This window comes from Pseudomonas sp. JZ134 (assembly GCF_051027695.1).
GTDB classification, from domain to species: Bacteria; Pseudomonadota; Gammaproteobacteria; order Pseudomonadales; family Pseudomonadaceae; genus Chryseomonas; species Chryseomonas luteola.
The window spans coordinates 1,484,071-1,509,284 of sequence record NZ_CP069250.1 but is presented as its reverse complement, the minus strand read 5'-3'; the positions used below and the strand labels follow the sequence as shown (position 1 = coordinate 1,509,284).

The 25,214-nt window shown below is 56.5% G+C and carries 23 protein-coding genes; 4 read left to right on the top strand and 19 right to left on the bottom strand.

What is annotated here, in order from left to right:
* Positions 1-116: 116 nt before the first annotated feature.
* The 14 genes from ltaE to JQR86_RS06920 form a co-directional block, all read right to left on the bottom strand.
* A complete protein-coding gene (ltaE, locus tag JQR86_RS06985; protein WP_434154584.1) occupies positions 117-1,121 on the bottom strand; it encodes a low-specificity L-threonine aldolase in 1,005 nt (334 codons plus the stop codon).
* Between the two features lie 55 nt (positions 1,122-1,176).
* A complete protein-coding gene (gene astE, locus JQR86_RS06980; RefSeq protein WP_434154583.1) occupies positions 1,177-2,196 on the bottom strand; it encodes a succinylglutamate desuccinylase in 1,020 nt (339 codons plus the stop codon).
* A 28-nt stretch (positions 2,197-2,224) separates the two neighbouring features.
* Positions 2,225-2,509, bottom strand: a complete 285-nt coding sequence (locus JQR86_RS06975) for a hypothetical protein (protein ID WP_010794958.1) — start codon at positions 2,507-2,509, stop codon at positions 2,225-2,227.
* Between the two features lie 8 nt (positions 2,510-2,517).
* Complete coding sequence (astB, locus tag JQR86_RS06970; RefSeq protein WP_122042170.1) at positions 2,518-3,864, bottom strand: N-succinylarginine dihydrolase; 1,347 nt, start codon at positions 3,862-3,864, stop codon at positions 2,518-2,520.
* Positions 3,861-5,324 carry a succinylglutamate-semialdehyde dehydrogenase gene (gene astD, locus JQR86_RS06965; RefSeq protein WP_434154581.1) on the bottom strand — a complete coding sequence of 488 codons (1,464 nt, stop codon included), beginning with the start codon at positions 5,322-5,324 and terminating at the stop codon, positions 3,861-3,863. The genes astB and astD overlap by 4 nt, the downstream gene beginning before the upstream one ends.
* Before the next feature lie 11 nt (positions 5,325-5,335).
* The gene (astA, locus tag JQR86_RS06960; protein ID WP_010794961.1) at positions 5,336-6,346 is read right to left on the bottom strand and encodes an arginine N-succinyltransferase; all 1,011 of its coding nucleotides are present in this window, start codon (positions 6,344-6,346) and stop codon (positions 5,336-5,338) included.
* 94 nt (positions 6,347-6,440) lie between these two features.
* Positions 6,441-7,457, bottom strand: a complete 1,017-nt coding sequence (gene aruF / locus JQR86_RS06955) for an arginine/ornithine succinyltransferase subunit alpha (protein WP_010794962.1) — start codon at positions 7,455-7,457, stop codon at positions 6,441-6,443.
* A gap of 75 nt (positions 7,458-7,532) precedes the next feature.
* Positions 7,533-8,753 (bottom strand): aspartate aminotransferase family protein, encoded by a 1,221-nt coding sequence (locus JQR86_RS06950; protein WP_434154580.1) that lies wholly within the window; start codon positions 8,751-8,753, stop codon positions 7,533-7,535.
* 277 nt (positions 8,754-9,030) lie between these two features.
* A complete protein-coding gene (locus JQR86_RS06945; protein WP_010794964.1) occupies positions 9,031-9,504 on the bottom strand; it encodes a glycine zipper 2TM domain-containing protein in 474 nt (157 codons plus the stop codon).
* Positions 9,505-9,692: 188 nt separating this feature from the next.
* On the bottom strand, positions 9,693-10,838 hold the full coding sequence (locus JQR86_RS06940; RefSeq protein WP_434154579.1) for a glycerate kinase: 1,146 nt from the start codon (positions 10,836-10,838) through the stop codon (positions 9,693-9,695).
* Between the two features lie 49 nt (positions 10,839-10,887).
* Complete coding sequence (locus JQR86_RS06935; protein WP_407361998.1) at positions 10,888-12,246, bottom strand: GntP family permease; 1,359 nt, start codon at positions 12,244-12,246, stop codon at positions 10,888-10,890.
* Positions 12,247-12,380: 134 nt separating this feature from the next.
* On the bottom strand, positions 12,381-13,484 hold the full coding sequence (locus JQR86_RS06930) for a sugar diacid recognition domain-containing protein (protein ID WP_010794967.1): 1,104 nt from the start codon (positions 13,482-13,484) through the stop codon (positions 12,381-12,383).
* Positions 13,485-13,513: 29 nt separating this feature from the next.
* Positions 13,514-14,161: a pyridoxamine 5'-phosphate oxidase gene (pdxH, locus tag JQR86_RS06925; protein ID WP_074823803.1), complete on the bottom strand. Its 648-nt coding sequence runs from the start codon at positions 14,159-14,161 to the stop codon at positions 13,514-13,516.
* A 124-nt stretch (positions 14,162-14,285) separates the two neighbouring features.
* The gene (locus JQR86_RS06920) at positions 14,286-14,993 is read right to left on the bottom strand and encodes an OmpA family protein (RefSeq protein ID WP_434154578.1); all 708 of its coding nucleotides are present in this window, start codon (positions 14,991-14,993) and stop codon (positions 14,286-14,288) included.
* A gap of 293 nt (positions 14,994-15,286) precedes the next feature.
* Here JQR86_RS06920 and JQR86_RS06915 point away from each other — a divergent pair, with 293 nt between their 5' ends.
* Entirely contained in the window at positions 15,287-16,144 is an 858-nt protein-coding gene (locus tag JQR86_RS06915) for a formate/nitrite transporter family protein (RefSeq protein WP_434154577.1), read from the top strand.
* A 63-nt stretch (positions 16,145-16,207) separates the two neighbouring features.
* Here JQR86_RS06915 and JQR86_RS06910 read toward each other — a convergent pair whose 3' ends face one another.
* From JQR86_RS06910 to JQR86_RS06900, 3 genes are all read right to left on the bottom strand, one after another.
* Positions 16,208-17,365 (bottom strand): serine hydrolase domain-containing protein, encoded by a 1,158-nt coding sequence (locus JQR86_RS06910; protein ID WP_434154575.1) that lies wholly within the window; start codon positions 17,363-17,365, stop codon positions 16,208-16,210.
* Positions 17,366-17,424: 59 nt separating this feature from the next.
* Positions 17,425-19,569: an ATP-dependent DNA helicase DinG gene (gene dinG, locus JQR86_RS06905; protein WP_074823795.1), complete on the bottom strand. Its 2,145-nt coding sequence runs from the start codon at positions 19,567-19,569 to the stop codon at positions 17,425-17,427.
* A 349-nt stretch (positions 19,570-19,918) separates the two neighbouring features.
* The gene (locus tag JQR86_RS06900; protein ID WP_434154850.1) at positions 19,919-20,176 is read right to left on the bottom strand and encodes a DUF1145 domain-containing protein; all 258 of its coding nucleotides are present in this window, start codon (positions 20,174-20,176) and stop codon (positions 19,919-19,921) included.
* Between the two features lie 225 nt (positions 20,177-20,401).
* Between JQR86_RS06900 and JQR86_RS06895 the strand changes: the two genes are divergently transcribed.
* Positions 20,402-22,606: a S8 family peptidase gene (locus JQR86_RS06895; protein ID WP_434154574.1), complete on the top strand. Its 2,205-nt coding sequence runs from the start codon at positions 20,402-20,404 to the stop codon at positions 22,604-22,606.
* Between the two features lie 56 nt (positions 22,607-22,662).
* On the opposite strand, the gene JQR86_RS06890 is transcribed toward JQR86_RS06895, so the two are convergent.
* Positions 22,663-23,304, bottom strand: coding sequence for an OmpA family protein (locus tag JQR86_RS06890; protein ID WP_434154572.1), 642 nt, complete (start codon positions 23,302-23,304; stop codon positions 22,663-22,665).
* 143 nt (positions 23,305-23,447) lie between these two features.
* On the opposite strand from JQR86_RS06890, the gene JQR86_RS06885 reads away from it, so the two are divergent.
* Positions 23,448-23,945, top strand: a complete 498-nt coding sequence (locus tag JQR86_RS06885; RefSeq protein ID WP_010794976.1) for a DUF6231 family protein — start codon at positions 23,448-23,450, stop codon at positions 23,943-23,945.
* Positions 23,946-23,947: 2 nt separating this feature from the next.
* Positions 23,948-24,421: a YchJ family protein gene (locus JQR86_RS06880; RefSeq protein WP_434154570.1), complete on the top strand. Its 474-nt coding sequence runs from the start codon at positions 23,948-23,950 to the stop codon at positions 24,419-24,421.
* 9 nt (positions 24,422-24,430) lie between these two features.
* Here JQR86_RS06880 and JQR86_RS06875 read toward each other — a convergent pair whose 3' ends face one another.
* Positions 24,431-24,970 carry a hypothetical protein gene (locus JQR86_RS06875; protein WP_074823783.1) on the bottom strand — a complete coding sequence of 180 codons (540 nt, stop codon included), beginning with the start codon at positions 24,968-24,970 and terminating at the stop codon, positions 24,431-24,433.
* Between the last annotated feature and the right edge of the window lie 244 nt (positions 24,971-25,214).

The following is a 25,214-nucleotide window of genomic DNA, read 5'->3' as shown; positions in this document are numbered from 1 at the left end:
TCTTCCAGACAGATACAGGGCTACAGCGCGCCAGCAAAGTCTTGCAGTATATCGGGACGGAGCGCCGGCTGTCGTCAATTTGCGATATAGGCGTTGCCTATTTGATTCAAGTGGATTCAGGCCTTGCGATAGGCGGCGAATGCCTCCAGCACGGTTTCAATGTTTGCGCTGGATACATCCAGATGCGTCACCAACCTTAACCGTGCGGCCGGGCTGACTACAATGCCTCTTTCTCGCAGAAAAGAAGCGAGTCTGGGAGCCTTGTCACCCGCGGCAAGGTAAACCATATTGGTCTGCACCGGCTCGACAGTGTAGCCCAGCTTTTCAAGTCCTTCAGCGAGGCGAGCTGCGTTGGCATGGTCTTCTGCCAGTCGGGTCACGTTGTGCTGAAGCGCGTAAAGTCCTGCTGCCGCCAGGACGCCCGCCTGGCGCATGCCGCCGCCAACGACCTTACGCCAGCGAATGGCCTTATCGATCAAACCCTGGCTGCCACACAGAACCGATCCTACTGGCGCGCCAAGACCTTTTGAGAGGCACACCGATACAGAGTCGAAGTGACGTGTAATGTCTTTTGGTGGAACGCCCAGCTTGACGACTGCATTGTAGAGACGGGCGCCATCCAGATGGAGTGCCAATTCATGCTCATGGGTAAAGCGGCGTGCATCAGCAAGATAGCTCAGGGGAAGCACCTTGCCGTGCATGGTGTTTTCCAGCGCCAAAAGGCGGGTACGTGCAAAATGAAAATCCCTGGGCTTGATGTAGGACGCTACGCGATCCAGATCCAGGCTTCCGTCAGCCTCCATCTCGACTGGCTGTGGCTGGATCGAGCCCAGAACAGCGGCCCCACCGCCTTCATATTTATAGGTATGCGCCAGCTGCCCTACCAGATATTCATCACCTCTCTCGCAGTGCCCCATCAGCCCCAGCAGGTTGCTCATGGTCCCACTCGGCACAAACAAGCCAGCCTCGAAACCCAGCTCATCTGCCAGATAATGCTGCAACTTGAGAACGGTAGGGTCCTCACCGTAGACGTCGTCCCCCACCTCAGCCTTCGCCATGATGTCGCGCATCGCTGGGGTAGGCTGGGTGACGGTATCACTTCTCAAATCGATGAGGCTCATGCAAACAGCTCCGGAAAGAGAAAATCCCGATGCTAATGCAAAGCCGCCTCGAAAATCACGAATTGTCTAAAGCTTTGGTTGGAACGATCAAAATCCCTGCGCGCAGACCGGGTCTTACGTTGGGATTTGGAAAGATGATCCTGGCATCCGTTTCAGTGACTATCCACTTTTGAGAACCATCCTCTGCAAGCAGATAGCCTTCGGGCAGTGGACTGAAATTCGCGACATCGTCAGCCAGATACAGGCGAAACGCTTCACTCTGCTTGATGATTTCTCGCGATACGTGAAACACCTTGAGCCGCTCCAGTGTTTGCGGCAACTCGGGCTCGCACTGCTCAATGATAGCCTTGAGTCGGGACTCGAGCTGACTGACATCGACGCCGGCATTCTGACCGAATGGACGAGCCTTTCCCAACTCAAGCGTAAAGGCTTCAGCCTGATGGGCCGCGTAGCTGTAAGCGCTGAAGGTGATACCAGGCCTGCTCTGCAATAGCACAGCGTCAATACCGGCGGCTTCAAGCCTGGCCATCTCGGCCTGCGAGTGCTCTCGCCCCTCGCTCCAGGGATATAGCGCAAAACGCTCAATGGCCGAACCACGGATTGCCGTATGCAGATCGTAATGCAGTCGAGCCCTGTCCGGCTCGCTGAAAAACTGTGCGACCAAGCGCTCCAGCTGATCGGCCCGCTGAGCTTCGAATCCTGACGTCAGCACATGCTTACCGTTGAACAGGCGATTCATATCCTGCTCGACAAAGCGAACATTGCGCCGCATGGCTTCAGGATTGCCCAGAAGAAAGAGAATGCGAACACGAGGCTTTATCTCACCTCTCGCGATGCGTTTGAGCAGCCGATCCAGCATTTCAATAGGCGCTGTCTCGTTGCCGTGGATACCGGCTGAAAGCAGGAGGTCGATCCCTGCATCCGTTCCGTTGGCCGGCTTGACGAGCAAGGCACCCTCACTCAACCATTGCAAGCGAATACCGCTGGAGGTGACCTGGATTTTTTCGGCTGGCTCTCGGCCAGCCAGTGTGAGTTCAAGCAGTTTGCCCAGAGAAAGACCGTACTGTTCCGTCATGATGATCCTGGCTGGCAAGTAGTGTTAGTCAGTGATCATGCCCACAACCACAATCTGGACCATGCTCATGGTCCTCTTCGACCGGCTCCAGACTGAGCGCCAGTCCAAACTGGTTCACTGCCTGCGGGCGTAACCCCAGTACCGGGGTCTCAGCCTCATCTTCAAAGGACTCGGCATAGATCGTAAGCCCACCCTGTCCGTCTGGCTCCAGCCAGAGGTCACGGCCATTGATTTGAACGGCAACGCGGGCAGCACGCGCTTCGCGTCGCTCGCCTTGGGTGTCTTCGAGAATAAGGGACAAGCTTTCGATCATGTCTGTACTCAATCGATCTGGAATGGATAAACCGAACCCAGCTTCAAGATTTGTGTAAGCTCATCCAGGGCTGTTCGGCACTCGAATAGTAGCTGCGGATCAGCCAGATCAGATACGTTAAGGCGATCCCGGTAGTGAGTATCTACCCAGGTTACCAGTCGTGTATAGAGCTCGGGCGTCATCAGCACACCAGGATTGACGGCTTCAAGCTCTGCCTGCTTCAGCGCTACACGTAGCCGTAGACAGGCGGGCCCCCCACCGTTCTGCATGCTCTGTTTGAGGTCGAATACCTTAACCTCGCGGATAGGCCCATCACTTTTGACAAGCTGATCCAGATATGTCCACACCTGAGCATTCTGGCGGCACTCTTCAGGCACGATCAGTAGTGTCTGGCCATCCGGCTTGAGCAGCAATTGGCTATTGAACAGGTAAGACCGTACCGCGTCATTGACGCTTACCTGACTACGGGGTACGCATACGGCGCGCAGCGTCCCGCCACGTCGAGCCAGCTTGTCGGTCAACTCCTTGAGCACGCGATCGCTTTCGAGGAAAGCATCCTCGTGATAGAACAATACTTCAGCATTGCCCACCGCGATCACGTCATTGTGGAAGACCCCCTGGTCGATGACTTCAGGATTCTGCTGAGCATAGACCACACCCTCTTCCGTCAGTCCATGCAGCCGCGCTATGGCCTGGGAGGCTTCCAGGGTTTGACGCGCCGGATAACGCTGCGGCGCCGGGTAGCGGTTGTCGAAAGCACTCCGACCAAACACGAAGAACTCTACGCCAGCCTCGTCATAGTCGCGGCAGAAACGCGTGTGGTTGGCAGCCCCTTCATCACCAAACTGGTTTACGGCCGGCAAGGCCGTATGATGCGCAAAATGCGTTTCATCACGAAACATGGCTGCCAGTACACGGCTGGTCGTAGGGTGCTCGATGCTACGATGAAACTTACTGTTCAGGTTGGCTGCCGTGAAGTGCACCCGTCCATCTGCCGTATCTGCGCTAGGACTGATGGTAGCGGCATTGGCCGTCCACATTGAAGAAGCAGAGCTGACCGAGGCAAGCAGCGGCAAGGCTTCCCTGGCGGCGCGCTCTATGACCTGAGCATCTGTCCCGGTGAAGCCCAGCTGGCGCAACGCAGCAACGTGGGGACGCTCCTGAGGCGCGAATACGCCCTGTTTGAAGCCGAGCTCCATCAACGCTTTCATTTTGGCCAGCCCCTGGCGAGCGGCTTCGCGAGGATTCGAAGTGAGCTGCCCATTGCTTTGAGAGGCTACGTTTCCATAGGAAAGCCCACCATAGTTATGGGTCGGGCCGACCAATCCGTCAAAATTGACTTCATAAGCGTTCATAGATGGACTCCAGGCAACAGTGTTGCCGGTAAATCAAGCGTGTCGGCTTCCAGCGAGGCGACCGGATAAGCGCAGTAGTCCGCCGCATAATAAGCGCTGGGACGATGATTGCCGGAAGCGCCTATACCGCCAAAGGGAGCACTGCTGGCAGCGCCTGTCAAAGGCCTGTTCCAATTGACAATGCCCGCGCGCGACTCGATCAGGAATTGTTCGTACCTCGCACTGGATGACGAGAGCAAGCCTGCCGCCAGGCCAAAGCGGGTAGTGTTAGCCTCGCGTACAGCTTCGTCGAAGCTCTCATAGCGAATGACTTGCAGCAACGGCCCGAAGAACTCCTCGTCAGGGCGATCGGCAACGCTGGTCACATCCAGAATGCCAGGCGTGAGCAAAGCGCTCTCAGCATGAGGCTGAGTCATGGTCAGCAGTGGCACTGCACCCTTGGCCAGGAAACGCTCTTGCGCTTCAAGTAGCTGGCGGGCAGCGTCCAGAGAGATAACAGCCCCCAGGAAAGGAGCCGGCTCCTCATCAAACCGTCCTACTTGCAGCCTGGCCGCTGCCTGTACCAGACGCTCCAGAATGATGTCGCCCTGCTCCGTATTCGGTACTAACAGACGGCGTGCACAAGTGCAGCGTTGCCCGGCCGAAATGAAGGCAGACTGTACAATCGTATAGACCGCTGCATCGATCTGATCGACCGTGTCGACCACCAGCGGATTATTCCCTCCCATTTCAAGCGCCAGGATCTTGTGGGGAGCACCAGCAAACTGTTGATGGAGCAAGGCGCCCGTCCGGCTTGACCCCGTAAAGAACAGCCCATCGATGTCAGGCTGCGCAGCCAAGGCAACACCAGTAGCGCGAGCCCCTTGCACCAGGTTGAGTACACCTTCCGGTAACCCCGCCTCGATCCAGCACTTGACCGTCAGCTCGGCGACAGCAGGCGTCATCTCACTGGGCTTGAAAACAACAGTATTTCCTGCAAGCAAAGCCGGCACAATATGCCCGTTGGGTAAGTGGCCTGGGAAGTTATACGGACCAAATACCGCAACAACACCATGGGGCTTGTGTCGTAGCCGCGTTCTAGCCTCGCCCAAGACGCCCGCCTTTTCACCCGTGCGCTCATGGTAGGCCTGAACCGAGATGGCCACCTTGTTCATCATACTGGTGACTTCTGTCGCAGCTTCCCAAAAAGGCTTGCCGGTTTCCACACCAATGGTATTGGCTAGTTCCTGACTACGCGTCTTGAGTGTTGCTGCAAAGGCTTCAAGCACCTTGATACGCTCGTCCAGCGGCTTGCGAGCCCATGCAGGAAAAGCGGCGCGAGCAGCGGCTATAGCGTCCGATACCTGCTTGTCAGAGGCTTCGTTTCCACGCCAGATCACGGTTTGCCCGACAGGGTTGAGCGAAGTGAATTCGGCGCCTTCGCCAGCCAGCCATTGACCGCCAATGTAATGCGTACTCATGTCGTTTTCTCCTAGGGCGCTACTGACACTGCGCGGACCTGAGCGCCAGCAGACAGCTGCAGCCTTCTCGCCGTAACAGGGTCAACCACCAGTGTTCCAGAGGCTACCCGTGCAGGTGCAGCGGTAATCCGGCAGCCTTCTCGCTTACGGTTGTGAATTACATAGGGCTGGGCATCTTCGCCCGGCGTGCCGATGGACAAAACGAGTATCTGGCTATCCCGAATGGCACGAACCTTGTCGGTTTCGCATTCAATTGCCGGGCCCGCGTCGAAGATGTCCACATATCCCTGGTAGGCAAACCCTTCTGCATTGAGCATGCGAAGTGCAGGCTCGGTATCAGGATGGACGCGACCAATGACAGCCCGTGCTTGCTCTGAAAGGAAACACGTGTAAAGCGGAAACTTGGGCATGAGTTCGGCAATGAATGACTTATTGCCCACACCGGTCAGGTAATCCGCTTGAGAAAACTCCATCTTGAAGAAGTTACGCCCCAGGTTTTCCCAGAAAGGCGAAAGTCCTCGGCTGTCCGACACCCCACGCATTTCTGCGATCAGCTTATCTGAGAACAACGAGCGGAACTCGGCGATGAACAGAAAGCGCGCCTTGGACAACAGACGGCCGTTCAATCCGTTACGATGGCCTGCGTGCAGAAATAACGAGCAGAGCTCCGAATTACCGGTCAGGTCATTGGCCATGAACAGCGTGGGAATCTGCTGGTGGATATTGAGTTCGCGAGAGGCACTGACTGTCAGCCCCACCCGGTAGTTGTACCAGGGCTCACGTAGACCTACGGCGCCGGCAATACCGGAAATACCGATAACGGTGCCATCGTCCTGCTCGAGTACGAAGAGATAATCCGCATCGGCACGCTCGACGTCGCCGCGGAAGGTTTTTTCAGCCCATTCCACCCGATGAGCCAGACGCTCTTCACTGGCAGGCAAAGTGGTAAGCCCGGCGCCTGTAGTGCGCGCAAGCTCGATTAGCGCGGGCAGATCCGCGCGGGTGACAGGACGAATGATCATATTCCCTCCGATGACCCAGGCCGGCGCTTCGCCGCGCCTGCGTCTGACGTGCCCTGGGCACGCACTACTCTCATGACGACAGCACGTATCATGGTTAAACAGCGACGAGCCGTACGGTATCGCCAGCCTTGACGTTGAGCGCGGCGGCGGCGGCACTCGACAGAACTGCCGGCGCTCCTGGCTCCCAATCGAGCTCGTGAACAATGGCACGGAAGTCCTGTAGCAGATCATTGCTGATCAGATAGGCACGGTTGCCGTCGACCGCATCCTGCACCTCCACCGCGACCACATGACTCCCTGCCATCGAACGGATGTTGTTGGTACGCGCATGCAACGTCGGACCGCCATCGAAAATATCGACGTAATTGTCAGTTTCGAAGCCTTCGCGGGTCAGGATATCGAAAGTGATCTGCGCACGTGGATGAACCTGGCCAATGGCCTCTTGGGCGGCATCTGTCAACAACGGCACATAGATCGGATAGATCGGCATCAGCTCCGCCAAAAAAGTGCGACTCTTGGCACCGCAGATGCGCTCCGCTTCGGCATAGCTCACATCAAAGAAGTGACGGCCTACTGAGTCCCAGAACGGCGAATCGCCCTGCTCGTCACTCATGCCTACGATTTCGACCACGACAGACTCGGCAAATCGCTCGGGATGGCCAGCCATGAACATCAATCGACCCCGAGAATTGAGCTCGGCTATAGGGGTATCCAGAAAATCACGATCGATGTAGAAGCTGCTCAGCACACTGTTGCCCGTCAGGTCGTGGCAGAGTGAAAGCACATGCGTCTTATTGTGAATCTTGAGCTCACGCGAGGCATGGATAAAGGTCTCGTTGCGAAAGCTGTAAAACGGTTCGGAAAAGCCAGCCGTGGCAATGATGGCTGAACAGCCAACCAGACGCCCCGTGTCTGAATCCTCCAGAACGAAGAAATAACTTTCCTCGCCATTGAAGCTTACTTCAGCGGCAAAAGAGGCTTCTGAAACCCGGATCTTTTCCTTGAGCCGCTCGATGTCATCCGGCAAAGAGGTGACACCTACCGGACTGTCCGCGGCCAGATGCTGCACATGGGGCAAATCAGCTGCCCGAGCAGGTCGCATCACCAGCATGAAGTCACTCCTTCTAATTTTTCTAATTGAAATCGCTCTTGAATACCGTGGCGCCTCCCTGCGCCACGTTCAGGCTCAAGCCTGGGTAATGCGGGCCACAGCGCGCTCTAGTCGCGCCAGGCCTTCATCAATGTCAGCCTCGCTGATGACCAGACTGGGAGCAAAGCGGATGACATCCGGACCGGCCTGAAGCACCATCAGCGACTCCTCGTTGGCTGCCGCCAGCACTTCCTTCGCCCGACCTTTCCAGGGCTCGCTCAGCGGAGCGCCAATCAGCAGGCCCATCCCGCGAACACCGGAAAAGATGCCGTACTTGCTGCCCATGGCCTCAAGCGCGGTACGGAAACGGTTATGGCGAGTCTTCACACCCTCTAAAACCTCAGGCGTGTTGACTACGTCCAGCAGGGCGGAACCGATAGCACAGCCGAGAGGGTTACCACCGTAGGTGCTGCCGTGAGTGCCTACCGAAAGATGTGCCGCCAGCTTGTCAGTTGTCAGCATTGCCGCCAACGGGAAACCGCCACCAATGCTCTTGGCTGTAGTCAGTACATCAGGTGTGATGCCGTAGTGCATGTAGGCATAAAGGTGGCCGGTACGGCCTACCCCACTCTGCACCTCATCGAATACAAGCAGTGCGCCATATTGGTCGCACAGGTCACGTGCGCCTTGCAGATACGCCTGGTCACCCGGCAGTACTCCACCCTCGCCCTGGATGGGCTCGAGCACGACCGCACAGGTCTTTTCGGAGATGGCCGCCTTGAGTGCGTCCAGATCGTTATAAGGCACATGGGTGATACCTTCGATCTTTGGACCAAATCCTTCCGAATACTTGGGCTGCCCGCCCACGCTTACCGTGAACAGTGTGCGGCCATGAAAGCTGTTGGTTGCAGCAATGATTTCATAACGGCTTCCGCCACTGACGTCATGCCCATAACGACGGGCCAGCTTGAACGCAGCCTCGTTGGCTTCTGCGCCGGAGTTGGCAAAAAACACCCGGTCGGCAAAGGTAGCGTCAACCAGCTTGCGAGCCATGCGTAATGCAGGCTCGTTGGTGTAAATGTTGGATACATGCCAGAGCTTGTTAGCCTGCTCCATTAAGGCCTGCATCAGGGCGGGATGACCGTGCCCCAGTGCGTTAACCGCAATGCCGCCAGAGAAGTCGATCAGCTCACGCCCGGCCTGGTCCCAGATGCGTGAACCTTCGCCTCGGACGGGAATGAATGCGGCGGGCGCATAATTGGGCACCATGATCTGGTCGAAGTCGGTGCGTTGCACCGAGAACTGCGGAGCAGACATCGAAAATTCTCCTGCCTGTTGTGGGCTAGCGATGGAAGGATTGTAGGGAGTAGATCACGCCGGGCATTGCCGCTATGCGACAACTATTTACAGCGCACAACCAGCCAGCGGAGCGGCTTACAGATATGCGACAGAAAACATCGGCAATACGCAGTCTAGGGTGTACGGAGAGATGCGGGAAGCATCAGTAGATGCTCATCTTTAATGCACAGCTAGGCAACAATGAGTGAAACGCTGAAATAGTGGCCGCAGAAACGCTTTCTGCGGCCACTGGATCTTACTGGGCAGAATTAGGTGCTACACGGCTGGTGCCGTTTACCGTCACGATGCGTACGCGCTCACCCACCCGGAACACCTCTCCCTTGCTGACTTCCTGTACATAGGCACGGGTGCTGCCATCGTCTTCGCGTACAGTCACCTCTACACCGTTGGCGCGAGTGAAACCTTCTTCAGTGGCGGCACCAAGCAGGCCACCCGCTACGGCGCCCACGATAGCGGCGACATAGCTACCCCGACCGCCACCTACGCCACTGCCGGCGATACCACCTACCGCCGCACCGGCACCTGCGCCGATGGGGGTCTTGGTTCCTTCAATCTTAACGGGGCGCAAGGCTGTGATGGTCCCCATGCGTACGGTCTGAACCTGACGAGCCTCATCGCGTGAGTACACGTCACCGGTCTGGCTGGATACGCACCCGGCCAGCAGCGCGGAGGCAGTCAGTGCAGTAATAATTTGAGTGGTCTTGTTCATCATTCAACTCCAGTTCCTACAGGGCTGTTCTCGGCGGAACCCTATGGTGGACCCTCCGCCTTACAGGAATGTTCAGCTTTTATCATCCTCTCATATGGCCTCAAGGCAAACGGTTGAATCTTTTGATCCAGACAGCTTTCGTTCATCCGATTCGCTTGCTTTACCTGAAATAGGACGACTCATCCTGTTCAACCCTCGCGTGATTGCCGGGCCAGACGCCAGACTCGAGCAAGGTCGGTTGCGCGCGCGCGCAGCTCCTGTGCGGCGGCCCGACAGGCCTGCTCCAGCGTGACAGGGCCAGGCACCAGACTGAATGCTGCCTCAATTCCTGCCTCATATACCTGCTGGTAGTGCGCACCCAAGCTACCCACCAATGCAATGACAGGCACATCAGCCTCACGGGCGACCCTGGCAACTCCTATGGGCGTCTTGCCATGCAGGCTTTGGTAATCCAGTTGCCCCTCTCCGGTAATGACTAGATCCGCGTCCCGGAGCGCCTCTGCCAGCCCGGAAACTTCTGCAACCAGCTCGACACCCGATCGAAAATGCGCCTGAAGAAAGGCCCTAGCAGCAAAACCCAGCCCCCCTGCCGCTCCCACTCCTGGAAAGCAACTGTGATCTTCCCCGAGTACTTGAGCTGCAACCTGAGCGTATTGCCCAAGTGCTGCATCCAGCACAGCGACATCCTCAGGCGTTGCGCCCTTCTGAGGGCCAAAGACATGGGAGGCACCATGAGAGCCACACAAGGGGTTATCGACATCGGCAGCCACATCGATCTGAACGGTAGCAAGACGCTTATCCAGACCGTTCAGCTCAATACGGACTAGTTCGGCTAACGCAGCACCCCCTGGCGGCAAAGGCTGACCATGTTTATCCAGGAACTTGACTCCCAAGGCGTTCAGCAACCCCGCACCGCCATCATTCGTAGCGCTGCCACCCAACCCCAGGATAATTCGTCGAGCTCCAGCATCCAGCGCAGCGCGGATCAACTCACCGGTACCGTAGCTACTGGCCCGTCTGGCATCCCGCTGCGCTTTTGGCACCCAGTGCAAGCCGCTGGCAGCCGCCATCTCGATCACGGCTGTCCCCTCGCCCAGCCATCCCCAGTGAGCCAATACCGGCTGCCCCAGCGGCCCCTGCACGGTCAGCTCACGACGCTCTCCTCCGGTTGCAGCCAGCAAGGCCTCGACCGTGCCCTCTCCTCCGTCGGCCATGGGTTTGAGTTCGATAGTGGCGGAGGGAAAAACCGCTCTCCAACCCTCTGCAATAGCCTGGGCAACCTCGGGTGCGCTCAGGCTTTCCTTGAACGAATCAGGTGCGATCACGAGTTTCATCAATGTTCTCCCGGCTGACGGTTCGCCTGTCGATGGGTATGGCTGCTCGTTACAGCAGGAAAAGACTTAAAAGCCATACTGTGGTCATCCCGGTAAGCCCTTGAACCAAGGTAGCGAGTGTCTGGGCACGGTATGCCGTGGCTACGCTCATACGGCTGAATTGAGTCACAACCCAGAAAAAGCTGTCGTTGGCATGTGAAACCGTCATCGCTCCAGCGCCGATCGCCATTACGGTCAATACACGCCCCATCTCACTGTCGAGCCCCAGCTGCCCCAGCAGCGGTGCTACCAAGGCAGACGTTGTCACCAGCGCAACCGTAGTCGAACCCTGGGCTGTTTTCAGGGCGGCGGACACTACGAATGGCATAAACAGCCCAATCCCCAAGGCGGAAAGCGTGCTGCCAAGGTAATCGCCCAGTGGAGTGACTTTGAGCACGGCACCAAACGCCCCACCAGCGCCGGTAATAAGCAAGATGGGAGCCGCTGACAAGATGCCTTCGGCCACATGATTCTGAAACTCCTGGCGCTTGTCATTGCTCTTGAGCAGCGAACAGGCCAGCACTAGGCCTACCAGCAGCGCCAGGACGGGTTGCCCAATAAAACCCAACAGCGTCAACACCGCCCCTTCTCCGAAAGGCTTGCTGGGAAAGGCAGCTATTGACCCCAGGCAAATCAATCCAATGGGAGCAAAAATCGGGGCAAAGGCCTGCCAGGCACTGGGAAGCACACCATAACTTTCCCGTAATGCTGTGAAATCTTCCTGGGAAGGCATCGGCGTACCATCATCAACCAGCGGGATGTCCTTACCCAGGAAGCGGTTGGCCCACCACAGCCCCGCCATGGCCGTTACGAATGACACGATAAGGCCAACACCGATAACCAGTCCGAGACTTGCATCGAGCCCTAGATTACCCGCAGCCGCAATCGGCCCCGGTGTAGGTGGCACAAAGGTATGCGTAGCATAGAGGCCAGTCGCCAGGGCTACACTCATGGAGATCAGGGAGACCTTCATACGAGCAGCCAGCGCATTTTTCAGCGAATTGAGGATCACATAACCGGAATCGCAGAATACGGGTATCGAAACCAAGTAACCGATGATGGACAACGTCAGGGTGGGAAAACGCTCGCCGAGTACACGAATCACGGTTTCCGCCATGGTTATGGCCGCGCCGCTACGCTCCAGAATCACACCGATAATTGTGCCTAGCACAATGACGATACCGATGTATCCCAGGATGCTGCCAAAGCCCGTTGTAAGGGTTTTGGTGATATCGCCGACAGGCACCTGGTAGGCGAAACCGGCGAGAAAAGCCGCCAGGAGCAAGGCCAGAAATGGATGAAGCTTGAAGCGTGTGGTGGTCACGACGATGAATGCTATCAACGCCACCAGAATAAGGACGAGGCTCATGACAGGCTCCGGTTGTTATTGTGATCGGATAACTGTGGATGAGCTTATTGTGCTATCAGTTCAATGAGTTTCGCTTGGTACACAAGCACAAGATAAGCACCTGACTTCACCGTATATATTGTGCATCTGCACAATCAGGCGCATTCCAGCAGACTGATTCCCAGCGACAGGTAAAGCCACTGCCCCAGCATATCGTGGCTGAGTCCAGTCAGCTCACAGATACGCTCGAGACGATAGCGCAACGTATTCCGATGGATATTCAAGGACGCGGCACAAGCAGATGCCTGCCCATGGTGCTCGCACCACGCCTGCAAGGTTTCTCGTAACACGCCATTTTCATCCTGCGCAAACAGCCGCTTCAAGGGATCGAGCCACCCCTGTAAAAGCCAGCTCTGCCGCTGGCTGTAAAGCAGTGCCGTCAGCCGGTGCTCATCCAGCTTGAGTAGCCGCACATCAGGCAGGCACGCACGGGCATAGGCTTGCAGCAAGCGCAGTGATTGGCAGGCCTCTCGCAAGTCAACCAGACTTTCCAGCGGACCCGATGCTGTAACGCGTAATACGTTCAGCCCCTTGGCCTTTGCCTGATCAAGCCAGAGTTGTTCTTCATGAGGCCGCCCGAGCGGACGACACCAGAACCATTCCTGCATACCGACGGGGGCGCAAAAACTCTCCAGATTGGCAGACAACATGGCGCTCAACGCCTTGGCCGAACGGGAGTCTGAGGCTTCATTCAGCTCGATAAGGCATACCTGACGTGGCCAGCTCAGGGGTACCTGCTGTCGCTCAGCCTCAACAGAAAGCGTGTTCAGGCTTACCGAAGGGTCCAGCAATTGGCCGATCCAGCTGTCCAGTCGATGCCGCTGCCAATGACGCTCCAGATGCGATTGTCGCTGCTCCACCAACATTTCGGCCGCCATGCGGACCAGCTCGGCATATGGCCTGACAACCTCGGGCGTACCCGTGATACCGAGGACCCCGATCAACCGCTCGGCATAGAGCAGTGGCATGTTGACCCCCGGCTTCACACCTCGCAGGCAAGAGGCGGCCTGATCGTCGATCTCGACGACTCGACTGTTGGCCAACACCAGCTGAGCGCCTTCGTGACGGGTATGCAATCGCAAGGGATCACCGCTGCCGATAATCATGCCCTGCGCATCCATCACATTGACGTTGTAGGGAAGGATTGCCATGGAGCGATCCACAATGTGTTGCGCAAGGGTTGAATCAAGTTCAATCACGGCAATCCCTTCCTTTACATGAACACGATTTAAGGAGCCAAACGCTGGCGCTTCCAGCCCTCTCCTTCACGGCGGTAATCGAGCCGATCATGCAAACGGCTGGAGCGGCCCTGCCAGAACTCGACCCGCTCGGGAATCAGCCGATAGCCTCCCCAATGTGGCGGGCGCGGTGGCTCCTCATGGGCAAAGCGTGCCTGCACTTCAGCCACTTTCGTCTCAAGTTCTTCCCGACCGCCCAGCACCTGGCTCTGCGGCGAAGCCCAGGCGCCCAACCGACTACCCAACGGACGGACACGGTAGTACGCGTCGGACTCTTCAGGACTTACGCGCTCGACCACACCCTCGATTCGCACCTGACGCTCAAGTGTGGGCCAGAAAAAGGTCATGGCGGCCCTGGGCTGCCCAGCGAGCTGCTGCCCCTTGGCACTTTCGTAATTGGTGTAAAACACAAACCCCTTGGCGTCTACGCCCTTGAGTAGAAGTACACGACAATGGGGTTGCTGCTCGGCATCAACCGTTGCCAGTACCATGGCATTGGCTTCTACAGGGGGCTGCTCGGTTTTAACAGCATCCTCAAACCATTGGCCAAATAAGGCAAATGGCTCGGCGGGCGCCTGCGCTTCGGTCAATCCGTCGCGGGTGTAATCACGACGCATGTCAGCCAGCGTCTGGGTCATGGCAAGCTCCTGATTGGGAATGGAACTTACAGCTTACCCAGTCATGCGCCAGGTTGCTTGACTCATGCCAGGTATATGGCGAATTGGCATCCGAAACCAAACGGTTCCGGATGCCTTTACTGACTCAGCGCTTGCTTTGCAGAGAGGCCAATACCACTGTACGTGGCTGGATAAGGACCTCGACACGACGGTTCTGAGCGCGCCCTTCAGCATTGTCGTTTGCTGCACGCGGCTGGGTATCGCTCAGACCACGAACGACCAGACGATTGCCATTAAGCCCGCTCAGACGAAAGATGGAGGCTACCGCCTTGGCGCGGCCGAGACTGAGCTGGTCATTAACCGCCTTGGAACCAGTGCTATCCGTGTGTCCCAGCACAATGACGGCGCTCTGGTCATCCTTGAATACCAGCTTGGCGGTACGGCCCAGCGGGCCGAGCATGGATGGCAGAAGCATCTCAGCACGATCAGGGTTGAAGGAGTCGTCAACGTTGGCGATCAGCAGTAATCCGTCCTCTCGGCGCTCCATTTGCATCTTGCTACCGGCGATGGCTTCGCGGATCGTTTTTTCATGCTGATCCAGCCAGTCCTTGCTGACTGTTATCTCTTGGGCTTTCGCTTGAGCCTTTGCCTCGGTTACAGTCTTGTCGCTCTTGCCAAACGGCCACCACCAATGTCCGCCGTCCGCTTTCGCCTGGGTTTCGGTCTTTTGCGTTTCTACCTTCGCCTGGGGGACTGGCTCCTTGGCAGTGGCAACGTCGCTTTCCTTGTGAAAATAACTGCAGGCGGAAATGCTCATGCAGAGAACGACAGTAGTAGTCTTGAGCAGCTTCATGCGTTTTTATCCCATCAGGCGCAAGCCCGCCGAATCGGCACCGACAGGCAAAGTTAAAGTGGTTTCTTAGATTGTGTCTTTAACTGATTATTTCGCAAGGGGTGCATGTTATCCTTTTGTATCAACCGACAAGCGGTTGAGTAGACTCAGTGGCGAAACGGTCAGGTGAACGAGGGCGGCAAGGGTATCATGTCATAGACGGTGCTTATCAAACGATAGATAGCTCGCTATTGAAATTGCCATTGGCCATCACTACGCTGGGCGCGTCAATTTGTCCTCCCTTGCGTACACTCATGTCTATAAATACACCTAAAGAAATCGCAACACTGGCGATACAGGCTGGTATTGCCAAAAATCGGCTTTCCATTCCTACCCTATTCATTCTTGGCGTTATGGCCGGCGCGTTCATTGCGACTGGTTTTCTTCTCGATATTCACGTTATTGGCACCATGCCCGCCGAATGGGGCTCGTTTGCAGGCTTCGTTGGCGCAGCGGTTTTCCCGGTCGGCCTGATCATGACCGTGCTGGCAGGCGGTGAGTTACTGACGGGCAATATGCTGCTGCTTCCTCTGGCACGTTTTGCAGGCGGTATCAGCACGATGGGGGTGATTCGCAACTGGCTATGGGTCACGCTTGCCAACTTTGTCGGCAGCCTGGCTGTCGCGTACTTCTTCGGTCATATGCTGGGTCTCACCGAGGGTGCATTCCTGGGCAAGACCGTTGCCATTGCGCAGGCAAAGATGAACGCCGACTTCCTTCACGCCTTCGTCTCCGGTATCGGATGCAACTGGCTCGTCTGTCTGGGCGTCTGGATCGCGTTTGCCAGCAAGGATGTGGTAGGTAAAGTCGTGGGCATGTGGTTTCCCGTCATGGCCTTTGTTGCCATCGGTTTTCAGCATGTGGTTGCCAACATGTTTATCATTCCAGCCGCTATCTTTGCAGGCCAGGCTACCTGGGCCCAATGTCTGCCCAACCTGGTAGCGGTTTTCCTGGGTAATGCTGTGGGTGGCGCCGGCTTTGTAGGGTTGGCCTATTTTCTGGCCTATCGCCCTGCATCTGCGCAAGTGACGGCCGATCTGGCGTCAGCGCTACAAAAGACCCAGGCGGATCTTGCACCCACAACACCCACACTCAAGGCCGTGAACGACTGATAAGTTGAAGTGCATAGCGGATTGACCGGCCACCCCTGCCGGTCAATCCATCCTATCCTGATGTCAGAGGCATTGCCCAACGGCTTCTGCCAGCTGCTGAGCTCGCGGGTCCATGAGAATATAAGGTCCCAATGTGTTGGTGGCGAAACCAAATGCTACCCTGCGCTCAGGGTCGGCGAACCCGATAGACCCACCCGCCCCTGGATGACCAAAGGCCTGCACGCCCAGGCCATAGGTTGCGTTGGCGTGGTCAGGCTGGTCCAGCATGAATCCCAGGCCGAAGCGTGTCGAGGCCATTAGCGTCCTGTCGTCACCCCGACTATGTTCCGTGAGCATGTGCTGCAAGACCGTCTGGTCCAGCAATCGACCGTCGAGCAGCCCCGCATAAAACCCTGCCAGTGAGCGCGCATTGCCATGACCGTTGGCGGCAGGCTGCTCGAAACGGCGCCACTCCGGTTTATTGGTGCTGGTCAGAATGCCCGGCGGGTTGGCAAAAGCACGGGTACTCAAGGCTTGGGGGTCGGTCATGGTGGTCTTCAAGAGACGCTGGGCGGCAGCATCACCCATGTCGCCCTTGCCTCGAGCAATATGCGCAACCCGATGCTCTTCGCTCTCGGGCAGACCGATATGAAAATCCAGCCCAAGCGGCTTGCCCGTTCGGGCAACAATAGCTTCTCCTGGTGAGCGGCCATCAATGCGGCGAATCAGTTCTCCCATCAGCCAGCCATAGGTCATCGGTGAATAGCCGTGGCTCTCGCCTGGCGTCCACCAAGGCGTTTCGGCGGCAAGGGCAGCCGTCATGGTGTCCCAGTCATACAGCGCACTGGCAGGCAATGGAGCACGCAAGGCAGCCAGTCCTGCCTGATGGCACAGTAACTGGCGCACCGTAATGGCGCCCTTGCCTGCAGCCGCAAATTCCGGCCAGTAGTGTTGTACTGGTTTATCCAGTTCAAGCCTGCCCTCTTGAACCAACTGCATGGCGGCCACGGCAGTAAAGGCTTTGGTGCAGGAAAATAGATTCAGTATCGTGTCCGTCTGCCACCCGCTCTGCGCATCCTTGTCCGCCGTGCCTGCCCAGAGATCCAGAACGGTTTCGCCGTCCACCTGAACGCACAGGGCTGCACCGCGGGTATGCACGCCTCGCCCCGGCTCGTCGAACAGAGCACTGAAGCGGTCCCTGACGGCTTCAAAGGCCAGATCGAAATAACCTTGGATCTGCACAGCTGTCTCCTCATCGTGGTCATATTCAAGTCTCTCACACTGACGAGAAGAGACCTCTACTACTGCACTTCCAGCCGGAACGGCGGTAAGGTGCTCAGGATGGCCTTGCCATAACGCTGCGTAACGACACGACGATCCAGCAGGCTGATCGTGCCGCTATCCGACTCGGTGCGCAGGAGACGTCCACAAGCCTGGATCAGGCGCAGCGAGGCATCGGGCACAGCGATTTCCATGAACGGATTGCCACCCCGTGCCTCGATCCATTCGGCCAAAGCAGCCTCGACAGGATCATCCGGCACCGCAAAGGGAATCTTGGCAATCACGACGTGCTCACAATAAGCCCCGGGCAGGTCGACCCCTTCGGCAAAGCTGGCCAGACCGAACAATACGCTGGGCTCGCCATCATCCACACGGGAGCGGTGCTTATTGAGCGTCTCCTGCTTGGACAGGTTGCCCTGGATCAGTACACGGCGGCGCCAGTCACGCTCCAGCCCATCGAAGACATCCTGCATCTGCCGCCGGGAAGAAAACAGCACCAATGCCCCCTTGGCCCCTTCCAGCATATCGGGTAGCTCTCGTACGATAGCCGCCGTATGGGCCGCAGAGTCTCTCGGATCCGCCTGCAGATTGGGTACGCGCAATAACCCTGCCTCGGCATATTTGAAGGGACTGGGCACAATTGCCGTGTTGGCGCTTTGAGGCAGGCCTGCCCGCATCCGAAAACGGTCGAATGTCCCCAGCGCCGTCAATGTGGCGGAAGTTACCAGCGCGCCATAAGCCACATTCCATAGCGTACGGCGTAGCGTTTCCGCAGCCAGAATGGGACTAGCATTGACCTCGATATCATGGAATGCACCGGACTCTACCAATGTCAGCCAGCGCGCCATGGGTGGTGAGTCGGTCGGATCTTCCAGCGTAAAGGCCGTCCACAGCTCCCAATTACCCTGGGACCGAGCCAGCAGGCTGCCAAACAGCGGATACCATTCCTCAGCCTGATAGCTTGCAATGCCAATGCTTTTCTCCCCGTCCATGGCCTCTTTCAAGAGGTCCGTAAGACGAGTGAACAGGTCGGACAGCTGGGCAAAGCCCTTTTTGAGCTCAGTCCCCATTTCCCTTAAATCCGCTGGGACGAGGCCACCAACGAACCGATGGCGAGGCCGATCACGTCCCTCCATGTCTTCGCCGGCGCGAAACTCGGCCAGCTGCTCACAGGCTGTAAACATGAACTGCTGCTGGGTACGAATCTGTCTCGCCAGTTCGGGTACTTGCTCAACCAGCCGTCCCAGCTCGCCCGGCAAGGGATGTTGAGCCAGCAGCTTGGTCAGATTCTTGGCAATTTGCTCCAGCCACTCGGCCGTGGAGCGCAGGCGGGTAAAGTGAGCGAAGTGATTGATCGCCTTGTCCGGCAGGTGATGGCCTTCGTCAAACACATAAATAGTATCGCGCGGGTCGGGCAGAATAGCCCCGCCACCGAGCGCAAGGTCAGCCAGTACAAGATCATGGTTGGTAACGATCACGTCTACCTTGGTCATGCCTTCACGGGCACGGAAAAAGGCGCACTGCTGAAAATTCGGGCAGTGCCGATTGGTGCACTGCGTATGGTCAGTGGTTATTCGTGACCAGTGTTGGTCATCAATGGCTTCTGGCCAGCTGTCACGGTCACCGTCCCAGCGATTACTGGCCAAGCGCTCGATCATCTTCGTAAACAGCTTCTGACCAGCCTCATCGACGTCGATCGTAAAGCCATCATCCGCAAACAGCTGAGCGGTCGTATTCTGGGCTTCGCTTTCCTGCAACATGAGATCCAGGCGCGACAGACACAGGTAGCGCCCTCGCCCCTTTGCCAGGGCAAAATTGAACGACAGACCACTGTTACGCAGGATATCCGGAAGGTCCTTGTTGACGATCTGCTCCTGCAGAGCCACTGTTGCTGTCGCAATGACCAGACGCTTGCCGGCCGCCTTGGCCGCAGGAATGGCGGCGAGACTATAGGCAACGGTCTTGCCGGTACCGGTTCCGGCTTCCACAGCCACGACGGCAGGATCGCCAACGCGACGCCCTTCGTCATCCTGCTTGATCGCACCGAGCCCTTTGGCCGTCTCGGCAATCATCAGCCGCTGACCATAGCGCGGCTTGAGCGACTTGGCTTCGAGAAAGCGGGTATAAGCCCCCTGAATCTGGGACTTGAGTTCGGCACTAAGCATGGGGTTCCTCGACAGGGAAGCGTCATACGCTTCCAGCAGGCGCCACCGGCAGGTGACCCTATCAGCAATACTGTATAAAATATCAGTAGTTTGGGAAAGCGGCTAATCGTAATGCACTTTTGCCGACGTACTGATTATATCACTAGCAATAAAGACTTTTCGGTGCCGACCTCCCTGATCTGAAGCGGTTAAACCTAAAAAGCCTTGATTTTTCCTAAAGATACAAACGTTGTTTTCAAACCATGGCAAATCACATGATAGAAAACTGAGGCTATTGGCTATGGAAGAGCAGGCCCAACAACTGGACCGAGTCTGCTCCTTCAACCCATAGTTGTTTTAGCTCGGCTATTCAGTGGCCTGGAGCTGATCGTGTTGGTAGGCGATACCAGTGAAATACACCAAATAGCACTATCCATAAACGATTACGCCACGGATATGAACTTTGACGGAGTTGCCGGTTGAGCATGAGCACCTCCAAAACGTGCAAGCAAACCAGCACGACTCCAGCAAGATTCAGTAAAGCCTCGAACGGAAAGGCAAAAGGCTGGAACACGTTAGTTATGACAACGAGCCAGAATAAAAGAGAAAGAAATTTACCGATAATCATCAGGGCTGAGGACATGCTTTGTATTCAACATAAAAACTAACGTGATGTTGATTCTACTACCTAATGGAGATCAAGGCCGTCAAAGCATTTATATAGCTTCCTTCCGTCTGTGTCCTGTTTCTTCCAATGGTCGGAAATTAACGTCGTCAGGCTTAAGGTCACGAGCGAGAGGCCGCCATACAAACAGATCCTCGTAGTGCTTATCCTTTGTCTGGTGGTTCTACCGTGAAAAGAAAAAAACTCTCGCTTACCTGCCTAGCCCCTTTGGCTTTGCTGAGCCCCCTTTCAGAGGCCAACGAGCTTAGCTGGAATTTAAAGCTAATCGGCCTAGCGCCTACTTTTTACACTAACCAGCCTCTAGGGCAAGGTGTACGCGTGGGCGTATTAGATGGCTTGGCTGACTATAATCATCTGGAATTTAGTGGCCGACTTAATCGCAGCTGGCTCAGCCCGAACGGACAATACACATCTTTTGATAATCACGGATCGCATGTTGCAGGAATCATTGGAGCCGCCATGAACGGCAAAGGCACTATGGGTGTAGCGCCACGTGCCTCGCTGTCCAATGTAGCTGTATTTGATAACCGCGGCTGGGTCGCCGGCTTGTCTACATCCAATGCCATGGCTCGGGTCATAGCTGACGGCGCGCGCGTTACTAACATGAGCTATGGCCCTACGACTGCAGGTGACCTGGCCTATCCCGAGACGTTGAGCGCCATTAGCACTTATCGCCATCAGACAGTAGCCGTACTGGCAGCAGGCAATAATGGTGCGGTCCTAAAGAATGAACATTGGTCTTTGCAAAGCGCTCCGCTGGCTAACCTGGTCATTGTTGGTAGCGTGGATAGCAACAAGGCCCGCTCGGCCTTCTCCAATATCCCTGGCGAATCCTGTTTTACCACCTATCGATGCCAGGAAGCTGATAAGTTCAAGTATCGCTTTTTGATGGCCCCCGGCGGCAAATGGATTTATTCCACCGGTCCTAATAACAGCTATTTAAGCATGGCTGGTACGTCCATGGCAGCGCCTCATGTATCAGGTGCAGCGGCACTTCTCTTATCGAAGTGGCCTTTCCTAACTCCAGCGCAAACGGTCGATATTTTATTTAGGTCTGCGGAGGACTTAGGCGCAAAAGGCGTTGACTCCGTATACGGCTGGGGTCTTATACGCGTTGACCGCGCCATGGCGCCTGTCGGTCAAACACGAATTGCAACGGGTGCTACTGTCACGAGTAATAGTGTTCCAGCTAACTCGACGCGGCTGATTATGCCAAGTGCAATGGGAAGTAGCCGCGTTTTACGGTCAGCCATGCGCGATGCTGTAGTCTTTGATGAAGTAGGCCGCGACTTTCAGGTCGATGCTTCACAATGGAGTCATAACCGTACACTGGCGCTTGATTTATCTCGCCACTTGGCGCGTATGGTTGACATATCTCAACCAGATGTCATTTCACAGCGCTTGACTTCCAGCCTGACGCTGACAAGCCTCAGCACTCCTGCATTGAGAGGCGAACAAAACCTTACTTCGCCTCTTGAAGATACCGCAGAAGACAAGCGTCTCTCGCAGATGCCCGCCTGGCGCCTGGATGGCCAGACGAAAGACTTGTCCCTCAGCATTGGTAAAGGGTTTTCCTTCAGTGAAGCCTTCCTTGGTACGACTACTGCCCCCCTTTTTCTAACAGAGCGCTCGGCAGCTGAGCTGCCTTTATCAGGATTAGCTAAGGAGGACGTATTTGGCCTTACTCGTCTCACACTAACTGACACCCTTGCCTTTTCAGTAGGCTTCAGTGAGCTATCCGACTCGACTCTGACAGCCAAAGCCCAAGGTACGCTGATAGCTGCACGCCTTGCTTATGCACCCAGCAAGCGCGTCGAAGTAGCAATCACGCAAACCGTTCTGGACGAGAAAGACATGACGCTCGGTGGCCCTTCAACGGGGGCGCTAGCGTTGGGCAAAGCCGCCCATACGGTAGCAACCGGTCTTAGTGTGACGATGAAACCTTTTCCTTCAGTACAGACACAGGTACACCTGACAGAAGCTGTGACACATCTCGAGGCAAGCGACACGTCTCTGTTCCGCTCTATAGATAACCTGCCAAGCCGGGCTTATGGTGGGTCCGTCATAAAGACAGGTGTCTTCAATGCAGAAGATGCGCTCGGCCTTAGCATTACGAAGCCTCTGCGCGTTCATAGTGCACGTGCCTCCCTGGACACGCCTATTGGTCGAACAGATCAAGGTAGCGTGTTGTATAACCGTAGCGTGGTTAACCTGGAGCCACAGGGCAGCCAGACTGATATCGAGTTGAGCTACCGGGGAAAACTGGGAAAGCGTACCGGCTTTGGTGTCAGCCTGTTCCATCAGGACCAATTTAATCATCAGCGTGGCGAAACGAATAGCGGCGTCTCGTTCAGCGTTAAGATTGACCTTTAACTTCACGTACCCGACAGATACCCAAGGACCCTTTTGAGGTCCTTGGGTACAAGAAATCACTGACGCTCGACTAAGATCTCTACGCGCCGGTTGGTAGCACGACCTTCTGCCGTTTCGTTGGTAGCCACGGGCTGGCTTTCCCCAAGCCCTTGGACAGAGACGATACTGGCCGCCGGAACGCCCGACTGAACCAGGTAATTACGCACGGCTGCTGCACGACGCTCAGACAGGCGCTGGTTGTACTTTTCAGTACCCTTGCTGTCAGTATGTCCGTTAATTGTCAGCCGTGTCGTGGACGCTTCGTTTCTTAACCGGGAGGCCACGGTATCGAGCTGCGCACGGTCCGCCGGGCTGATTTCGGCCGAATCGAAGGCAAAGTGCAGATCACGTACAACAATGGTCTCTTGGCGAGGAAGCGGCTCGGGTGCAGGCGTGGGAGCCGGCGCAGGCGCTACCGGTTCGACAGCAGCTACCTGCTCTTCGCCCTGCCCATGAACATAGCAGTAAGCCCCCGCCGTGGCGCCGGCAACCAGCCCGCCCCACCCAGCATAGCTACTGCTTTCAATGGCGCCGACGGCCGCACCCGTGGCACCACCAATGGCGGCACACGCAGGCCAGTCCGTTTTCTTTACACCAGCGCAACCTGTTAAAACACTGCCCACCAGAATGAGGGGTAAAGCGGTCCTTATAATCGTCATTGTTGTCTCCTATTAAGGACTAGAAAAAGCGACCTCGAAAAAGGAATTGGACATCGATTTCTCCGCTCCGTCAGACTGGCGGTACAGGCCTGATCTTGACAGTGCCGCTTGATTAGTCTCCACAACAACCGCCGAGGTTCCACATGACCGCGACATTATCGTCACGTACTCCGCAACAGGCCTTGGCCGCGCTATTAGATCACTACACCCCTACTCGCCTGCTGATGGTCAGTGCCAGCGAGATACCTGCCGTGCAGGCTTTCAAGGCAGCTCACCCTGACTGCGAGTTGACGCAGTCCCCTGCCGGATCATTACAGGAACCGGTATCCCACCAACGCTATGACCTGGCTATCCTGGCTGACTGTCTGGAACACCTGTCCGTACGTGAAGGTCAGCAACTACTGGGCGGAATCCGCAACCTCAACGCCAGTCGGCTGGCTGTCCTGGTCGATCTGGCCGCCAGCCAATGGCAGCCCAGGGACTTCTATGCCCTGGCCATGCAACAGAGCGAGCGCTTTCAGCGTGATCAGCAAACCCTGACGTTGTTCACGTATGATCTGCATGATTACAAGCAGGTACCGGACTGGCTGAACGCCCGCTTTTGGGCCCATCCTGAACTCTTTGGAAAATATTGGTGGTAACGATGGCATCTGCTCCTTGCCCATGCGGCAGCGACGAGCTACTCGACAACTGCTGCGGCCGCTATCATTCAGGTGCCTCAGCCCCTACAGCGGAGGCGCTGATGCGCTCGCGTTACAGCGCCTATGTGCTGGGGTTGATCGACTACCTGATCGAGACGACCTTGCCTGCACAACAGGCAGGACTGGACAGGGCAGCCATAAGCGCCTGGAGTGCCCAGAGCACCTGGCTTGGGCTTGAGGTTGAAAGCCATGAGCCTCTGGGAGGCGTGCCTGAGCACGCCTGGGTCATCTTTGTGGCCCGCTGGCACGATGCGCAGGGTGACCATGCCCACCGTGAGCGCTCGGCGTTTGTTCAACAGCAGGGGCGCTGGTATTTCCTGGATCCGACCGTGCCCATGACGGCAGGCCGCAACGCCCCCTGCCCATGTGGCAGCACAACCAAATTCAAGAAATGTTGCGGCCCTTTCCTGCCATGAGTAGAGCCGCTACACCAGTTTGAGATGAGACGTATCGGGCACCTGGACGGCTGTCTGTGGCCTTTCCTCGCCCATGTCGCTTCCTACCGGTGCCAGTGTGAGCTTGCCCAGATCAACCTGGGGCGGAGCGACCTCGGCCTTCTGGTCCTGCAGATCCGCTCCAACCGGTGCCAAGCCAAAGTCCGGAGCATCCACATTGACGAACGCTGCCATGACCTCATCGCGCGGTGCGACGGAGACGCGACGTGCTACAGACGATGCGCCCGACTCCGCCTTTTCGGCATTGACTGGAGCTGGTGCAAGGTCGATCTCTTCGGCAATCGCCATTGACACGACTTCAACCCTGGCACCGGCATGGGTCAGCGCAGCCCGATATTTTTCAGCAGCGGCTGCATCCAGTCTATTCTTGATAATGACGCGGCGCCCGGAAAACAGCTGAGCGATACGCTTCTCGTCCGCCTGGAACAACCGAGCCAGATTGGCACGTACTTGCGCTTCGTCAGCACCTGTCACTACCTCACCGGAAAAGGCGATCTCGAAAAGGCTCATGTTCATCATCCTGTCTAGCTTGAGGGCTATAAGTTCTGTAGATTGCTTACCGCCTGAGGAGCGGCTAGCCCGTTTTTCAACCTGTATAAGTACAACATAATGGCCCAGGCACTTGCCGACTTCAGAATAAAATGAGCATGGCTCGCGTTTGGGTAAGGTCCAGCTTATGCCAGGCACGCCTGTGCAACAATCGGACCGAGCTATTTTTCAATGCGCCGACGCGCTGTAACCGCTGCCCTTCGTT

Bases quoted from the DNA above. Each gene is read 5' to 3' on its own strand.
- JQR86_RS06890 (WP_434154572.1), bottom strand. From the start codon at position 23,304: ATGACGATTATAAGGACCGCTTTACCCCTCATTCTGGTGGGCAGTGTT.
- dinG (WP_074823795.1), bottom strand. From the start codon at position 19,569: ATGCTTAGTGCCGAACTCAAGTCCCAGATTCAGGGGGCTTATACCCGC.
- JQR86_RS06915 (WP_434154577.1), top strand. From the start codon at position 15,287: ATGTCTATAAATACACCTAAAGAAATCGCAACACTGGCGATACAGGCT.
- JQR86_RS06950 (WP_434154580.1), bottom strand. From the start codon at position 8,753: ATGTCTGCTCCGCAGTTCTCGGTGCAACGCACCGACTTCGACCAGATC.
- astB (WP_122042170.1), bottom strand. From the start codon at position 3,864: ATGAACGCTTATGAAGTCAATTTTGACGGATTGGTCGGCCCGACCCAT.
- pdxH (WP_074823803.1), bottom strand. From the start codon at position 14,161: ATGACCCAGACGCTGGCTGACATGCGTCGTGATTACACCCGCGACGGA.
- JQR86_RS06975 (WP_010794958.1), bottom strand. From the start codon at position 2,509: ATGATCGAAAGCTTGTCCCTTATTCTCGAAGACACCCAAGGCGAGCGA.
- JQR86_RS06920 (WP_434154578.1), bottom strand. From the start codon at position 14,993: ATGAAGCTGCTCAAGACTACTACTGTCGTTCTCTGCATGAGCATTTCC.
- JQR86_RS06940 (WP_434154579.1), bottom strand. From the start codon at position 10,838: ATGAAACTCGTGATCGCACCTGATTCGTTCAAGGAAAGCCTGAGCGCA.
- JQR86_RS06885 (WP_010794976.1), top strand. From the start codon at position 23,448: ATGACCGCGACATTATCGTCACGTACTCCGCAACAGGCCTTGGCCGCG.
- astA (WP_010794961.1), bottom strand. From the start codon at position 6,346: ATGATCATTCGTCCTGTCACCCGCGCGGATCTGCCCGCGCTAATCGAG.
- ltaE (WP_434154584.1), bottom strand. From the start codon at position 1,121: ATGAGCCTCATCGATTTGAGAAGTGATACCGTCACCCAGCCTACCCCA.
- JQR86_RS06875 (WP_074823783.1), bottom strand. From the start codon at position 24,970: ATGAGCCTTTTCGAGATCGCCTTTTCCGGTGAGGTAGTGACAGGTGCT.
- aruF (WP_010794962.1), bottom strand. From the start codon at position 7,457: ATGCTGGTGATGCGACCTGCTCGGGCAGCTGATTTGCCCCATGTGCAG.
- astD (WP_434154581.1), bottom strand. From the start codon at position 5,324: ATGAGTACGCATTACATTGGCGGTCAATGGCTGGCTGGCGAAGGCGCC.
- astE (WP_434154583.1), bottom strand. From the start codon at position 2,196: ATGACGGAACAGTACGGTCTTTCTCTGGGCAAACTGCTTGAACTCACA.
- JQR86_RS06945 (WP_010794964.1), bottom strand. From the start codon at position 9,504: ATGAACAAGACCACTCAAATTATTACTGCACTGACTGCCTCCGCGCTG.
- JQR86_RS06900 (WP_434154850.1), bottom strand. From the start codon at position 20,176: ATGATTATCGGTAAATTTCTTTCTCTTTTATTCTGGCTCGTTGTCATA.
- JQR86_RS06880 (WP_434154570.1), top strand. From the start codon at position 23,948: ATGGCATCTGCTCCTTGCCCATGCGGCAGCGACGAGCTACTCGACAAC.
- JQR86_RS06935 (WP_407361998.1), bottom strand. From the start codon at position 12,246: ATGAGCCTCGTCCTTATTCTGGTGGCGTTGATAGCATTCATCGTCGTG.